We start from the raw sequence: 14,953 nt of genomic DNA on the forward strand, positions 1-14,953 counted from the left end.
CGCCGGATCATGAAGAGCCTGAGGTCCCTGGCGGGTTTCCTGACCGGCTTTGCGGAGCGCAACGGCGAGCCGCGCCGGCAGGTCGCCGTGCTGCCGGTCCGGCCCGGGCCCGGCGGTGCCTTGCAGGTCATGCTCATCACCTCCCGCGAGACCCGGCGCTGGGTGGTGCCGAAGGGCTGGCCGATGAAGGGCCTGAAGAACTACGAGGCCGCCGCCCGCGAGGCCTACGAGGAGGCGGGCCTGATCGGCCGGGTCGGCCGGCGGGCGCTCGGCAGCTATTTCTACAACAAGCGCCTGAAGAGCCGCGACACGGTGCTGTGCCAGGTCCAGGTCTTCCGCCTGGAGGTGCGCAAGCAGCTCAAGACCTGGCCCGAGCAGCACGAGCGCGAGTGCCGCTGGTTCACCGTGCAGGAGGCGGCCGAGGCGGTGACCGAGGCCGGGCTCGCCGCCCTGATCCGCGCGGCCGGTGCCGAGGGCGCGAAGGCCCGCAAAGCCAAGGTGAAGGCGGCGGCAGGCAAGATCCCGGATTCCAAAAGTCCGGACCCCAAGAGCCCGGATTCGAAGAATTCGGATTCCAAGCCTGCGGCCTCCAAGTCTCCCGTCTCCAAGGCGAAGGCTGCGGGCAAGGCTTCGGACCCGAAGGCCGCGCCCTGACCGCTCCGCTATCCGGCCGTCACACGGCCCCGCTATAGGCTCGGGGTTCCGGTGCGGGCGCTCAGCGCGCACCTCCCTCACCAGCGGCACGGACGCGATGGCGATCATCCAGGCCTTCCAGGCCGGCGAATTCCTCAACTCGGTCTTGAGCCTCGTCTGCGCCTTCGTGCTCGGCACCATGATCGGGGCGGAGCGCCAGTACCGGCAGCGCACCGCGGGCCTGCGCACCAACGTGCTGGTCGCGGTGGGCGCGGCGGCCTTCACCGATCTCGGCATGCGCATCGGGCACGCCGACGGGGCGATCCGCATCGTCGCCTACGTGGTCTCGGGCGTCGGCTTCCTCGGCGCCGGCGTGATCATGAAGGAGGGGATGAACGTCCGCGGCCTCAACACCGCCGCGACCTTGTGGTGCTCGGCCGCGGTCGGGGCCCTGTCGGGGGTCGATCTCGCGGCGGAAGCGGCGCTGGTCACCGCGGCGGTGCTCGCCGGCAACACCCTGCTGCGGCCGCTCGTCAACGCCATCAACCGCATTCCGATCGACGAGCGCGATTCGGAGGCGACCTACGAGGTCCGCGCGACCACGGATACCGGTCGCCTCTCGGAGGTGCGCGACCTCCTGGTCGAGCGCCTGGAGGCGGCGCACTATCCCGTCAGCGAGGTCGATGTCGAGGAGCGCGGCGAGGACGACGTCGAGGTGGTCGCCACCCTGGTCAGCACCGCGATCGAGCCGGAGGAGATCGAGGCGGTGATCGCGCGCTTAGGCGCCGCCGAGGGCATCCGCCGGGCGACCTGGACGGTCCGCACGACGGATTGAGGGGGTCAGGTCCCCGGCAGCGTCACCCGCCTGGCGCGGCGGCGCTGGATCGCCAGGAAGCTGCCGAAGGCGAGCCCGATGACGAGGAGCGAGACGCCCGTCGTCACGGTGCCCAGCGCGTAGATCTCCGGCGTCGTCACCGTGGTGGTGAGGCCCTGCAGCTCCAGCGGCAGGGTGTTGCGCCCGCCGATCGCCTGGCTGGTGCGGGCGAGCTCGTCCCAGGACAGGGTGAAGCCGAACAGCGCGACGCCGACGAGGGACGGCAGGATGATCGGCACCACGACGTGGCGCAAGCTTTGCGGACCGGTGGCGCCGAGGTCGCGCGCCGCCTCCTCGTAGGCCGGGTTGAAGCGGTTGAACACCGCGAACATGATGAGGAGGCCGAAGGGCAGGGTCCAGGTCAGGTGGGCGCCGAGCGCGGAGGTGAACAGCCCCATCACCGTGCCGTGGTCCTGGAGGAAGCCCCAGCCGGTCCAGGCGGCGAGCGCCTTGATGCCCTCGTCGATCAGCCGGAATTCGAGGCCGATGCCGAGCGAGACCACGATCGAGGGCACGATCAGGCTCGCCACCGCGACGTAGAACAGCGGCGTCTGGCCGAAGAAGCCCTTGCGGAAGGCCAATCCTGCGAAGAACGCGATGGTGACGCTGAGCGCCATCACCACGAGGCCGAGCGCCAGCGAGCGCCGGAACGCCGCCCAGATGTCGACCACCCCGAGCCCGGCCCAGAGGCGCGAGAACCAGAAGGTCGAGACCCCGTTCATCGGGAAGGTGAGGCCGCCCTGCGGGCCCTGGAAGCTGAGCGCCAGGATCGTCAGGGTCGGCCCGTAGAGGAAGAGCACGAACAGCCCGAAGAAGGCGGCGAGCACGTAGAACGAGAAGGAGCGGGGCCCGTCGCGGCGCATGTCTCTCAAAGCTCCCGGCGCAGGTCGATCAGGCGGGTGAGCGCGGCGATCAGCACCATCACGGCGCCGAGCAGCACCACCGCGTTGGCGGCAGCTGCGGGGAATTGCAGATAGGCCATCTGCACCTGGATCACCTTGCCGACCGAGGCGATCTGCTGGCCGCCCATGACGCCCACGGTCACGAAGTCGCCCATGATGAGGGTCAGCACGAAGATCGACCCGATGGCGATGCCCGGCTTGCAGAGCGGCACGATGACGTTCCACAGGGTCTGCCAGGGCGTGGCGCCGGCATCCGTGGCGGCCTCGATCAGCGAGCGGTCGATCCGCATCATCGAGTTGAAGATCGGCACGATCATGAACACCGTATCGAGGTGGATGAAGGCCAGCACCACCGAGAAGTCGGAATAGAGCAGCCCCTCGATCGGGGTGCGGATCAACCCGAGACCCATCAGCGTGTCGTTGACGAGGCCGTTGCGCCCGAGCAGCGGCACCCAGGCGATCATCCGGATCACGTTCGAGGTCCAGAACGGGATGGTGCAGATGAGAAACAGCACCGTCTGCATCGCCGTCGAGCGGACGTGGAAGGCGACGAAGTAGGCCACCGTGAAGCCGATCGACAGGGTCGCGGCCCAGCCGAGCAGGCAGAACTTCAGCGTCGACAGGTAGGTCCGGAAGGTGGTGCAGAGATCGCCCCCCGACAGGCAGCCCTCGAACACGTCCTTGTAGTTCTGGAACGTGAAGGCCGGGATGATCTCGTACTCGTTGTACTCCCAGAAGCTGACGATCAGGGTCAGCGCCAGCGGCACCAGGAAGAACACGAGGAAGACCAGCCCGAGCGGCATCGCCTGCCAGTAGGCGAGCCGACGCTGGCGCCGCGTCGCCGCGGCGAGGCCCGTGGGGGTGGAGGCGGCGGGCGCCGCCTCCGGGAGAGGGTGAGCGGGAGCCGTCGCCGTGCTCATGCGGCGATGAACTCGTTCCACTTGCGCACCATGTAGGTGTTCTCGTCCATCACCGAGTTCCAGCAGGCGACGGCGCCCATCCGCTGCTCGAACGAGCCGCCGTCACGCACCGCGCCGGCCTTCTCCATGATGGTGCCGTCCGGGGCCTTGATGTCCTTCTCGGCCGGCTTGCCCTCCATCCAGAATGCCCATTCGTAGGGCTCCATGTTGGCTTTTGCCGTCTCCAGCACCGCCGAATAGTAGCCCTGGCGATTCAAATAGGCACCGGCCCAGCCGGACAGGAACCAGTTGATGAAATCATAGGCAGCATCGAGCTTCTTGCCGCTCAGGGTCTTGGGCAGGCCGAAGCCGGTGGCCCAGGCGCGGTAGCCTTCCTTCAGCGGCTGGTAGGTGCAGGCGACGCCCTGCGAGCGCACCTTGGTGACGGCGGGCGACCACATCGACTGGATCACCGTCTCGCCCGACGCCATCAGGTTCACGGATTCGTTGAAGTCCTGCCAGAAGGCGCGGAACTGGCCGGCGCGCTTGGCCTCGATCAGCACCTTCATGGTGCGGTCGATCTCCGCCTTCGTCATGTTGCCCTTGTCGGGATAGGTGTAGTCGCCGGTGGCCTCCACCACCATCGCGGCATCCATGATGCCGATCGACGGGATGTTGAGGATCGAGGCCTTGCCCTTGAATTCGGGGTTCAGGAGTTCCTTCCACGAGGTGATCGGGCGCTTGATCAGGTCGGGCCGGATGCCCAGCGTGTCGGCGTTGTAGGTGGTCGGGATCAGGGTGATCCACTCGGTCGGCGAGGCGGCGAACTTGGTCGAGTTCTGGCCTTCGAGGTAAAAAACCTTCTTGGGCGCCGTGCCCTGGTCGCCGATCTTTTTGCCCCCGACCTCGCCCTTGGTGAAGACCGGGGTGATCTTGTCGGCGTTCTTGATCCGGCGCGCATCCATGCCGACGAGGTTGCCCGACGGCATCAGCTTCTTGAGGCTGAAATACTCGGAATCGACGATGTCGAACGAGTTCGGCTGGGTGACGACGCGCTTCGACACCTCGTCGGTCACGACCGGGATGTACTCGATCGTGATGCCGAGATCCTCCTTCACCTTGCGGGCGATGTCGCCGCTCTGGTTCACGGCGGTGCCGAGGTAGCGCAGGGTCACCGGCTCGGCGGCGATGATCGCCGGAAAGCCCGTGATGACACCGGAGCCGGCGGCGAGGCCGGCCGCGGCGCCGGCCCCTTGCAGCAGCGTGCGGCGCGACAGGCGGGGTGTCTTGGTGTCGGTCATGGTGGACTCTCCCTTTTTTGAAAGTCGTCGTCAGGCGTCGAGGCGATGGGCCTCGCCCGCCGGCCAGCCCACCCGCACGTTGTCTCCGAGGGCGAGGGGGTGAGTGGCGTAGGCGTGGTCGCTCAGGATCGCGGTGAGCGGCGCCCCGGCCTCGGCGGCGAGGTCCGGCGCCTCGAGGCTGACATGCACGGTGCTGCCCTGGTACTCGACCGCGACCACCCGGGCGCTCATCCCCTCGGGGCCGGCCTCGGGACCGAGCCGCATCCGGTCGGCCCGCACGGCGATGCGCCGGTCAGGGAGCGCGATGACGTTGTGGCCGCCGATGAAGCGGGCGACGAAGGCGGTGGCCGGGCGCTCGAACACCGTGCGGGGATCGGCCGCCTGCTCGATGCGGCCACCATTCATCACCACCACGAGGTCGGACAGCGCCATCGCCTCCTCCTGGCTGTGGGTGACGTGCACGAAGGTGATGCCGAGCTCGGATTGCAGCCGCTTCAGCTCGGTGCGCATCCGCACCCGCAGGAACGGATCGAGGGCCGAGAGCGGCTCGTCGAGGAGCAGCACCTTCGGCCCGGTGACGAGGGCCCGGGCGAGCGCGACGCGCTGCTGCTGGCCGCCGGAGAGCTGCGCCGGCAGGCGGCCGGCGAGGTGGTCCATCTGGACCAGCGCCAGCATCGCCTCGGCGCGCTTGAGGCGCTCGTCCTTCGCGACGCCCCGCATCTTGAGCCCGAAGGCGACGTTGTCGCGGCAGGTGAGGTGGGGAAACAGCGCGTAGCTCTGGAACATCATCGCGGTGCCGCGCTGCGCTGGCGGCAGGTCGCCGACGGCCTTCGGGCCGACCACCACGTCGCCCGACGAGACGGTCTCGTGCCCGGCGATCATCCGGAGCGTCGTGGTCTTGCCGCAGCCGGACGGCCCGAGCAGGCAGCAATACGAGCCGGACCGGATCTTCAGGTTGATCCCATCGACCGCGACGGTGTCGCCGTAGCGCTTGGTCAGGCTGACGAGTTCGATGTCCACGCGCTCTCCCCTCGGCGGCTCCCGTTGCGAGAGGGCAAAGCAAGGGGCGGGCCAGGGGGCCGGCCCGGCCCGGGCGACACGGCCGGCCGGGGCCGCGATTCCTGATTCCGATTCCTGCCCGCGCGCCTGTTGCAATGCGCCGGGCGATCCGCTATCCCCCGCTCGTCTTCGGCGCACCACGCACCACCCGGTCACGGGCGGGACGGGCAGCGCCGACGGGCCGTTGTAGCTCAGTGGTAGAGCGCGTCATTGGTAATGACGAGGTCGGGAGTTCAATCCTCCCCAGCGGCACCATCCACCACAGTGGAAGTCTTCAAGATTTCGCTCGGTGTGTCTGAAGGCTGTCCGATCCCGACCGGGAGGGCAGCGCGGCACCGGCGCGCCGTTGTAGCTCAGTGGTAGAGCGCGTCATTGGTAATGACGAGGTCGGGAGTTCAATCCTCCCCAGCGGCACCATTCTCCCGACGACCCGAGGCCTGAGCCGGCAGTCCGATCGACCCTTTCGAACCGCTTCGTGCATCGAGAGCCTCGTCCGACGGGGAGAATTCCGGCTCTTCACTGACAATGCTGCAAGATCGGTGGCCAAGATCGGTGGCATGGAATCAAGATCCGGTCGGCTTGACCGTTTGGGGACCCGCCCGCGCCCTCGTCCAGACCTTCATCCTGTCTCACGCCCGACACGCCGTTGACCCCGCCCTTGTCCGCGACACACCGGCGTAAAAACAGTGAGTGGCCCGATCGTCCGGCTTGACCGGCTCGGAAGCGTCGCCGTACTCGGGTCCATGCAGAGGGAGTGGACAAGCGGGATGGCCCTCCGTGCGGTGCTCGCCTTCGCCGCACTGTATGCGCTTGCCTGGCAGGCGATCCTCTCCGGCGCTCTGGTCACGGTCCACCCGGGTCTCCCGCACATCCTGTGTGCTCCGGATGCAGGTTCGGCATCCGACGATCCGGCCAAGACCCCTCCCGCTCATCACCATCTGGCATGCTGTACGGCGGCGCATGGCCCGGATGCCCTGACGGCTCCCGTCCTGGCCTCGACAACCATCGCCTGGCCCGTCCGCAGGACGGTCGGCGTCTCGTGGCGCCCGGAGGTCGTTGCCCATCCCCGCGCACCGCCTGGGGGCCGGGCCAGCGCGAGAGCACCCCCCATCGTCTGAACGATCGTCTCTCGGATCACTCAGATGATGGATGTCAGTCATGTCCCATGTGCCGCGGGTCGCGCGTCCTGCCGCCCTGCTTCTCACCCTGCTCGCCACCACCTCGGTCTTCGCGCAGACGGCCGGTTCGGGCACGATCCCCCTCGACGAGATCACGGTCGCGGGCGCCGCGCCGCCGGGTTCGGGCGCAGGCACGAGTCCCGGCGAGACCGCCGGGTCCGTGACGGTGCCGAGCGTGGCCCGGCAACGGGCCGCCGTGAACGCAACCGTCGGCTCCGTGGCGTTCATCGATGCCGGCGACTTCCAGAACCGCTACGCCAACACGCTGCGCGACGTCCTCAAGGACACGCCCGGCGTCTACGTGCAGGAGCGCTACGGCCAGGAACTGCGCTTGTCCGTCCGGGGGTCGGGCATTGCCCGCGGCTTCCACCTGCGCGGGATCGAGCTGCTGCAGGATGGCATTCCGCTCAACCTCGCCGATGGCAGCGGCGATTTCTACCAGATCGATCCGCTCGCCCTGCGCTCGGTCGAGGTCTACAAGGGCGGGAATGCCCTCACCTTCGGGGCGACGACGCTCGGCGGTGCCGTCAACTTCGTCACGCCGACCGCCTACACGGCCTTCGCGCCCAACATCCTGCGCATCGACGGCGGCAGCTTCAACACCATCCGCGAGAACTTCCAGGTCTCACGGATCTCCGGACCCGCCGACATCATGATCAACGGCACGATCACGAATTCGGACGGCTACCGCATCCACGAGACGCAGCGCACCCGGAATTTCAACGCCAATATCGGCTACCGGCTCGCGCCGGGCGTCGAAACCCGGTTCTACATCGGCGCCTACCTCACCGACCAGAAGCTGCCGGGCACCCTGACGCTGTTCAACGCCCTCGACAATCCGCGCGCGGCGAACCCGACGGCGCTCGGCGGCAACCAGTCCCGGCAGGTCGCGACCGAGCGGGTCGCCAACCGGACCTCGTTCCTGCTCGACGTCGGCAAGCTCGACATCGACACCTGGGCCATTCACAAGAGCCTCTACCACCCGATCTTCCAGGCCATCGACCAGGACGGCTGGACCTACGGCATCTCCCCCCGCTGGACCGGCACGTTCGACATCGGCGGCTATCGCAACGACACGGTCCTGGGCCTGCGCGCCTTCGCCGGCCAGAACGCCGCCCTGCAATTCGTCAACGTCGCCGGCCAGCGGGGCGCGCAGACCCTGAATGCCCTCCAGAGCGCGTCCAACTACGAGGCCTACGGCGAGAACCGCTTCTGGTTCCTGCCCGAGGTCGCGCTGATGACCGGCGCCAAGGCGTTCTCGTCGAACCGCACCTACAGCAACAAGGGCGGCCTGCCGGCGAGCCCAGCGGTCCAGTTCGGCACCGTCACCTATGACGGCGTCAACCCCAAGATCGGCCTGCTCTGGCAGCCGTTGCCGGACATCCAGGTCTTCGGCGACGTCACCCGCTCGCGCGACGTGCCGGACTTCTCGGACCTGGCGCAGCAGAACACCCTGAGGACTACCTTCGTGCCGCTGCAGGCGCAGCGCGCCTGGACCTACGAGGCAGGGACCCGCGGCCGCATCGATCGGCTGACCTGGGACGTCACGCTGTTCCGGTCGACCGTGCGGGACGAGTTGATCAACTTCTCGACCAACCCCGGGCTCGGCATCCCGGCCGCCACCTTCAACGCGCCGCGGACCGTGCATCAGGGCGTCGAGGCAGCCGTGTCGCTCGATGTCGCCCGTGACCTGACGGGGGTAGGGGACACGCTGAGCGTCACGCAGATCTGGACGCATAACGACTTCCGCTTCGTCCATGATCCGGTGTTCGGCAACAACCGGATCGCCGGCATCCCGGACGACGTCCTGCGCACGGTGGTCAGCTACGTGCACCCGAGCGGGTTCTACCTTTCGCCCTCGGTCGACTGGGTGCCGCGCGGGGCGTTCGCCGACCACGCCAACACGCTGCGGGTCCCGGGCTACGCCGTGTTCAACATCCAGACCGGGATCGACTTCAAGAACGGTGTCTCGGTCTTCGTCGATGCCCGCAATCTGACGGACGAGCGCTACATCTCGGACATCTCCGTGGTGACCAATGCCGCGGCAACGGCAGGCGGGGCGGCGGCGCTCGCGGCATTCTACCCCGGCAATGGTCGCAGCGTGTTTGCCGGAGTGCGGGCGGCATTCTGAGCCTGTGCCTCGGGCTCGTTCTCGCCTTGCCTGTCGGCTGACCCGCCGGCAGGCGCCCGCCCGCGGGCTCGCCGACCCATCCCGAGAATCCGCCCTCCATCCTCGGCAGCCCCTCGCAGGGTCGGGCTGGCGAGGTTCGGATTCCAGGGTCTTGCCTGATCGGCAACGTGGCCGGGCAGGACATCGCCAGCCACCGCGCAGCCGATCGGCGCGCAAGATGGTCGGCTCCGATCACCCGCCCCCAAGGGCGCAGGGGCCGGGGCCCGCGTGCTGCGGGATCCTGCCACAACGGCGCGGTCGCACGCTGCCACCCCCCTATATCCGCCCCATGGACATCCCCGCCGACAGCCGCTTCTCCGCCTGGCGCCGTGCCGCCGCCGCCCGGCTCGGGCCGTTGCGCCATCTCCCCGCCCTGTTCCGCCTCGCCGTCGCGACCGATCCGCGTCTCACCCTCGCCAGCCTGACCTTGCGCCTCCTGCGCGCCGGGCTGCCGGCCCTGATGCTCTATGTGGCCAAGCTCGTGGTCGATGCCGTGGTGGCGGGCCGGGCCGGGCCGCCGCCCTCGGGCGGCTGGCTGACCGATCCGCGGCTCCATCATGTCGGGCTCCTCGTCGGAATCGAGCTCGGGCTCGCGGTGGTCTCGGACCTGCTCGGGCGAGCCACGTCCTACGTCGACGGGGTGCTGGCGGAGAAAGTCGGCAACGCCACGACCTTGCGCCTGATGGCGCACGCCGCCGCCCTCGACCTCGAGCAGTTCGAGGACAGCGCGGTGCAGGACCAGCTGGAGCGCGCCCGGCGCCAGGTCGCCTGGCGCTCGAACCTGATCGGCCAGCTGCTCGGCCAGCTCCAGGATCTCGTCACCGCGATGACGCTCGCGGTGGCGGTCGGCACGATGCTGCCGGGGCTGGTGCTGCTCCTGGTGCTCGCCCTGATCCCGGCCTTCCTCAACGAGTTGCACTTCAACGCCCGCGGCTACCGCCTCGCCTTCCGCCGCAGCCCGGACCGGCGCGAGACCGATTACCTGCGCTATCTCGGCGCCGACGCGCACAGCGCCAAGGAGGTGAAGCTGTTCGGCCTCGCCGCCCACCTCGCCGAGCGGTTCCGCGAACTCGCCTCCCGGCTGCTCGCCGAGAACCGGGAACTCGCCCGGCACCGGGCGCTCGCCGGCGGCGCCTTCGCGACGCTCGGCACGCTCGCCTATTACGCCGCCTATCTCGTCATCGCCGGAGAGGCTTTGTCCGGCACCCTCACCGTCGGCGACCTCACCTTCCTGGGCGGTGCTTTCCTGCGCCTGCGCGGCCTCGTCGAGGGGCTGCTGCTCGGCGCCTCGCAGCTGCTCGGCCAGGCGCAGTATCTCGACGACCTGTTCTCGTTCTTCACCATCGCGCCGACCATCCGCTCCGGGACCCTGCCGATCCCCGAGCGCCTGCGCGAGGGCTTCGTGTTCGAGGATGTCGGCTACCGCTATCCGGGCGAGAGCCGGTGGGCTTTGCGCCACCTGTCGCTCGCCATCGGGGCCGGCGAGGTGGTGGCGCTGGTGGGCGAGAACGGCGCCGGCAAGACCACGATCGTCAAGCTGCTCGCCCGCCTCTACGCGCCCACGGAGGGGCGCATCCTGCTCGATGGCCGCGACCTCGCCGAGTACGACATCGATTCCTTGCGCGCCCGGATCGGCGTGATCTTCCAGGACTTCATGCGGTTCGACTTCACGGCCGGCGACAACATCGCGGTCGGCCGCATCGAGGCGCGGGCGGACCGGGACGGGATCGCGCTCGCGGCCCGGCGGGCGCTGGCCGACGCGGTGATCGAGCGGCTGCCGGGCACGTACGACCAGCGCCTCGGCCGGCGCTTCGAGGACGGGGTCGAGCTGTCCGGCGGCGAGTGGCAGAAGGTGGCGATCGCCCGGGCCTACCGGCGCGACGCGGCCGTGCTCGTCCTCGACGAGCCGACGGCGGCCCTCGATGCCGGAGCCGAGGCCGAGGTGTTCCGCCGCTTCGCCGATCTCGCGGCGGGGCGCACGGCGCTCCTCATCTCGCACCGCTTCTCCACCGTGCGCCGGGCCGACCGGATCGTGGTGCTGGCCGAAGGCCGGGTGCTGGAGGAGGGGACCCACGCCGCGCTGGTGGCGCGGGGCGGGCGCTACGCCGAGCTGTTCGAGCTCCAGGCCGCCGGCTACCGGTGAGCCGCCTCATAGTCGGCGAGGTCGCCGGCATCGGCGATCGTGCCGCGGGCGGCCCGGTCCAGTCGCGCGATCACGCGCGCGACGGAGGGCGCCGCGTAGGGCCGTGCGGCGCGCAGGGCGTGAAGCGTCTTGGCCAGCCGGATCGTCACCTCGATCTCCGCCGTTCCCTCGCGGATCAACGGCCGGAAGGCGTCGGTGAGCATGTCGTCGAGCGTCGGGCGCGGCACGTGGACCGGCGGCCGCTCCGCCAGGGCCTCCCCCTCCGGCTCGTCGGGCGGCAGGTGCAGCAGCACCCGCAGCAGGGCGTTCAGCACCTCGATGGCAGTGCCGGGATCGTTGGTGGCCGGCGACAGCGCCCGGCTGGCGATCTCCGAGAGCGCGATCAGGCCGAGGCGCGGATCCTGGTCGAAGCGCCGGTGGCGCTCGATCGCGAAGGCGTTCGCCAGGGTTGTCTCCAGGGTCTCGCGATCCTCGCCCGGATCGCCCTCGACATGCAGCAGCGGCCGCGTCGGGTGGACCAGCGTGCCCGGCAGGGCCGCGACGTGGATCACGAGGTCGCGTTGCCGGGCGACCGCCCCAAGGGAGGCGACGTCGATATGGGTGACGTAGCCCGTCGCCTCGGGCAAGACCGGGGTCGCGCCCGCCGGCACCGGGACCGCCGGCCGGCCGCCGAGGCGCGGATCGACGGAAAACGCCTGCATCGCCTCGGCGGCGGCGTCCTCGACGCGGTCGATCACGTCGCCCATCCGGCCGAAGCCCGTGATGTGGCCGATCCAGCGCAGGAGCGTGACCACCACCACCGCGACGACCAGCACCGTGCCGGAGAACAGGACGACGCGCCCGCTATCGCCGTAGACGCTCGATTGCAGCCCGATGATGCCGACGACCGAGAACACGAAGGCGCCCAGGAAGGTCGACAGGGCGTTCTGCGAGGTCGGGTCGCCGATCAGGAGCTGCGTCGCCCGCGGCGTCGCGAGCTGGGTCGCCGAGCCGTAGGCGCTGACCATCGCGGTGAGCGAGAAGGTCGTCACCGCCAGCATGCTCGACGCCATGATCTGGAGGATCGTCCCGACCGCGTCCTGCCCGAGCCGGCCATGCACGTTCGCCGGCAGGTACGGCCCGACGAAGGCGGCGACGAGGGCGAGGCCGACGCCGAACAGGCTGATCAGCGCCGCCCGGAACCAGATCTGCCGGACGACCTGCCGCCCCATCCATGCCCAGCGACCCATCCGCCCTCGCCCGCCCAGGAACCCAAGGCAGGGGATTCTAAGCAGACTTGCGTTGGCAAGCCAACGCTTCGTCCGCTTAGGTTGTTGAATTATCGCAGATTTTTGTCGCAAAACCGGCCGCCACTTTTGCGAAATCTGCTTAGGGCGGCCCTACCCGAGCGGCAGGGCCGCCCTTGACGGAGCAAGCGGCAGGGCCGCCCTGCATGGTCCGGCCTGAGCGTTCAGGACTCGCCTTCCCGCTCGGCCCGGTCGCGGTCGAGCTGGTGGAGCAACTCGGCGAGGCGCGGGTCGAGCCCTTCGTCGAGGACGGGTTCGTAGAGGGCCTGGAGGTAGCGGCCGAGCCGCTCCCGGCTCGCCGCGTCGAGGGTCGGGCTGCCGCCCTGCGGCTCGCGGGACCCGGACGTATCGGATTCGGATGCGATCATCGGTCCTACATTTGGCATGCAGCGGCGGCCGGCAAGCCTTCGCGCGTTCAAGTTGTCGCGGATCAACACGGAAACATCGCCGATGGTGCCGGATCACGTTCCTTGCCGGTCCGGGGTCAAGCGGGACGGTTCGACGCAAGACGGAACTGGGCTTTTGCAGTACCGTTGGCCGGGGGCAACGAAGGGATCAGACCGATGCGCTTCGCCATTCCGCTCGTCCTCGCCTGCGGCTTCGCCGTGCCCGCTCTCGCGCAATCCGGCCGTCCGCCGGCGCTCCTCATCCACGGCAATTACTGCGGCCCGGGCAACAACGCACCCCTGCCGCCGATCGACGCCCTCGACGCGGCCTGCGCCCGGCACGATGCCTGCACGCCCCGCGGCGGCCTGGCCTCGGCGGCCTGCAACGCCCGCCTGCAGCGCGAGGCGACGCTGATCTCCCGCGATCCGCGCCAGCCCCGGGACCTGCGCGACGCGGCGGGCTTCGTCGCCTTCGCGGCCGGCATGATGCCCGCCCGGTCGCAGATGGCGGCGGCCCCGCATATCCGGGTTCCTTCCATCGAAACGCCCTCCATCGAGGTTCCGTCCATCGACGTGCCCGCCACCGGTTCCGTCGCGCCGTCGATCGGCGAGGACGACGACGAGTAGCGGTCGCCGTCGGAGAGGGGGCTCACACCGGGTACGTCACGTCCGTCAGCGCCTCGGACAGGGCCCAGAGCCGCGCCGCCGCCGCGGGATCGGCGGCATGGGGCTCGATCTTCGCCGGTCCCGGGTCGCCACGGATCTCCCATAGCCCGTCCGGGCCGTAATACTGCCCGCCTTCCGCCTCCGGTGCCGTCGCGGCGTAGAGCAGGGGCAGGGCGCCGCGCGCCGCCGACTGGCCGATCAGCCCGAGCAGGCCGGCGCCGATGCGTTCGGCGAGCCACCCCGCCCGGTCGCCGCGCCGGGCGATGGCGGTCGCCGCGATTCCCGGATGGGCCGCGATCGCGCGGATCGGGGAGCCCGCCGCGCGCAGGCGCCGGTCGAGTTCGAGAGCGAAGATCAGCATCGCGAGCTTGGTCTGCCGATAGGCGCTCTGCGGCCCGTAGGCGCGGCGCACCTGCAGGTCGTCGAAGGCGATGTGGCCTGAGCGATGGGCGATGCTCGCCACGGCGACGACCCGGGTGCCGGCCCCATCAGTGCCGGGTTCCTGCCGCAGGCTCGGCCAGAGCAGCCCGGTCAGGGCGAAATGGCCGAGATAGTTGGTGGCGAGCTGGCGCTCGAACCCGTCCTCGGTCTCCTCGCGCCGGGGCAAAGCGGCGATGCCGGCATTCAGGAGCAGGATGTCGACCGGCCGCCCCTCCGCCCGCCAGGCCGACGCGAAGGCCCGCACCGAGGCGAGGCGTGCGGTATCCAGCGGGCGGCATTCCACGACCGCCGCCGGATGCGCCCGGCGGATCGCCTCCGCCACCGCCTCGGCTTTGCCTGAGTCCCGGGCGGCGATCACGATCTCGGCCCCGGCCCCGGCGAGCGCCAGGGCCGCCTCGTAACCGATGCCGCTCGTCGCGCCGGTGACGAGCGCCCGGCGCCCGGCCTGGGGCGGGATCAAGGCTGCGGTCCAGGGCATCCGGCGCTCCTTCGCTCTCGGGAGAGTTCCGAGATGGGAGCCCGACCCCCGAGGTGAAGAGGGCAGGGGGCGGGCGTGGATCGAAACCGGTGCCGCGCACGTTCCTTGCGTGCATGCCTTGCGTGGCCGCTTCAGCATCCTTGCCTTCACTGGCATCGCACGCTTGGCTTGCATAATGATTGTCGGTAAACCGGAGGACGTGAGGGACCCTGCATGATCGGCCGGCTGATCTCCACCTTGCGTCCGCACAGGCTGCCCGAGGACCACGACGCGGCGCCGGACGAGGCGGTCCTGGCCGCCCTGCCGGAGGAATTCGCGCAGTTCCCGCCGATGGCGCCGCTCACGCCACCTCAGGCGGTCAACGACGGTCCCGAGGAAGCTTTGTGCGATGCCGTCGAGACGGCGTTGCGGGAGGCCGGATATCTGCGGGAGCCGCCGGTGGAGTGAGGCTTGGGCTGCCCATGTGCACGACACGGGACGCTGCGCGGGTGCGAGAGCGACGGTCGAGAGCATGAACCCTCCCCCCTCTGCGGGCGA

Annotated in this window: 12 protein-coding genes, 2 tRNA genes and 1 pseudogene; 8 read left to right on the forward strand and 7 right to left on the reverse strand. The window is 69.8% G+C overall.

Annotated features, from left to right (window positions below):
• Window positions 1–9: 9 nt before the first annotated feature.
• Both AC3AOF_RS28805 and AC3AOF_RS28810 read left to right on the forward strand, forming a co-directional pair.
• A pseudogene (locus tag AC3AOF_RS28805) lies at window positions 10–489 on the forward strand (NUDIX hydrolase); the annotation flags it as partial.
• 262 nt (window positions 490–751) lie between these two features.
• Window positions 752–1,468 carry an MgtC/SapB family protein gene (locus AC3AOF_RS28810; RefSeq protein ID WP_236987636.1) on the forward strand — a complete coding sequence of 239 codons (717 nt, stop codon included), beginning with the start codon at window positions 752–754 and terminating at the stop codon, window positions 1,466–1,468.
• A gap of 5 nt (window positions 1,469–1,473) precedes the next feature.
• Here the strand turns inward: AC3AOF_RS28810 and AC3AOF_RS28815 are convergent, their stop codons facing one another.
• From AC3AOF_RS28815 to AC3AOF_RS28830, 4 genes are read right to left on the reverse strand one after another with little or no spacing between them, the layout of a single operon-like run.
• The gene (locus AC3AOF_RS28815; RefSeq protein ID WP_488347186.1) at window positions 1,474–2,370 is read right to left on the reverse strand and encodes an ABC transporter permease; all 897 of its coding nucleotides are present in this window, start codon (window positions 2,368–2,370) and stop codon (window positions 1,474–1,476) included.
• Window positions 2,371–2,375: 5 nt separating this feature from the next.
• Window positions 2,376–3,329, reverse strand: a complete 954-nt coding sequence (locus tag AC3AOF_RS28820; RefSeq protein ID WP_236987634.1) for an ABC transporter permease — start codon at window positions 3,327–3,329, stop codon at window positions 2,376–2,378.
• Window positions 3,326–4,609 carry an ABC transporter substrate-binding protein gene (locus tag AC3AOF_RS28825; protein ID WP_236987633.1) on the reverse strand — a complete coding sequence of 428 codons (1,284 nt, stop codon included), beginning with the start codon at window positions 4,607–4,609 and terminating at the stop codon, window positions 3,326–3,328. Before AC3AOF_RS28825 ends, AC3AOF_RS28820 begins: the two co-directional genes overlap by 4 nt.
• Window positions 4,610–4,639: 30 nt before the next feature.
• Complete coding sequence (locus AC3AOF_RS28830) at window positions 4,640–5,629, reverse strand: ABC transporter ATP-binding protein (protein ID WP_488347187.1); 990 nt, start codon at window positions 5,627–5,629, stop codon at window positions 4,640–4,642.
• 219 nt (window positions 5,630–5,848) lie between these two features.
• Between AC3AOF_RS28830 and AC3AOF_RS28835 the strand changes: the two genes are divergently transcribed.
• The 4 genes from AC3AOF_RS28835 to AC3AOF_RS28850 all read left to right on the forward strand — a co-directional run bounded on the left by AC3AOF_RS28835 (window position 5,849) and on the right by AC3AOF_RS28850 (window position 11,159).
• Window positions 5,849–5,923: transfer RNA gene (locus tag AC3AOF_RS28835), tRNA-Thr, on the forward strand.
• An 87-nt stretch (window positions 5,924–6,010) separates the two neighbouring features.
• A tRNA-Thr gene (locus tag AC3AOF_RS28840) sits at window positions 6,011–6,085 on the forward strand.
• 741 nt (window positions 6,086–6,826) lie between these two features.
• The gene (locus tag AC3AOF_RS28845) at window positions 6,827–8,977 is read left to right on the forward strand and encodes a TonB-dependent receptor family protein (protein ID WP_488347188.1); all 2,151 of its coding nucleotides are present in this window, start codon (window positions 6,827–6,829) and stop codon (window positions 8,975–8,977) included.
• Between the two features lie 328 nt (window positions 8,978–9,305).
• Entirely contained in the window at window positions 9,306–11,159 is a 1,854-nt protein-coding gene (locus AC3AOF_RS28850) for an ABC transporter ATP-binding protein (protein WP_488347189.1), read from the forward strand.
• Here the strand turns inward: AC3AOF_RS28850 and AC3AOF_RS28855 are convergent.
• Together AC3AOF_RS28855 and AC3AOF_RS28860 are read right to left on the reverse strand one after the other, a co-directional pair.
• Window positions 11,150–12,388 carry a DUF2254 domain-containing protein gene (locus tag AC3AOF_RS28855; RefSeq protein ID WP_488347190.1) on the reverse strand — a complete coding sequence of 413 codons (1,239 nt, stop codon included), beginning with the start codon at window positions 12,386–12,388 and terminating at the stop codon, window positions 11,150–11,152. The two genes, AC3AOF_RS28850 and AC3AOF_RS28855, sit on opposite strands and share 10 nt — an antisense overlap.
• Before the next feature lie 221 nt (window positions 12,389–12,609).
• Window positions 12,610–12,813 (reverse strand): hypothetical protein, encoded by a 204-nt coding sequence (locus tag AC3AOF_RS28860; protein WP_236987627.1) that lies wholly within the window; start codon window positions 12,811–12,813, stop codon window positions 12,610–12,612.
• Window positions 12,814–13,008: 195 nt separating this feature from the next.
• Here AC3AOF_RS28860 and AC3AOF_RS28865 point away from each other — a divergent pair, with 195 nt between their 5' ends.
• Window positions 13,009–13,458 (forward strand): phospholipase A2 family protein, encoded by a 450-nt coding sequence (locus AC3AOF_RS28865; RefSeq protein ID WP_236987626.1) that lies wholly within the window; start codon window positions 13,009–13,011, stop codon window positions 13,456–13,458.
• A gap of 22 nt (window positions 13,459–13,480) precedes the next feature.
• On the opposite strand, the gene AC3AOF_RS28870 is transcribed toward AC3AOF_RS28865, so the two are convergent.
• Window positions 13,481–14,416 carry an oxidoreductase gene (locus AC3AOF_RS28870; protein WP_236987625.1) on the reverse strand — a complete coding sequence of 312 codons (936 nt, stop codon included), beginning with the start codon at window positions 14,414–14,416 and terminating at the stop codon, window positions 13,481–13,483.
• Window positions 14,417–14,629: 213 nt separating this feature from the next.
• On the opposite strand from AC3AOF_RS28870, the gene AC3AOF_RS28875 reads away from it, so the two are divergent.
• Complete coding sequence (locus AC3AOF_RS28875; protein WP_236987624.1) at window positions 14,630–14,863, forward strand: hypothetical protein; 234 nt, start codon at window positions 14,630–14,632, stop codon at window positions 14,861–14,863.
• Window positions 14,864–14,953 lie beyond the last annotated feature (90 nt).

This window comes from Methylobacterium sp. 142-1Y (genome assembly GCF_057747795.1).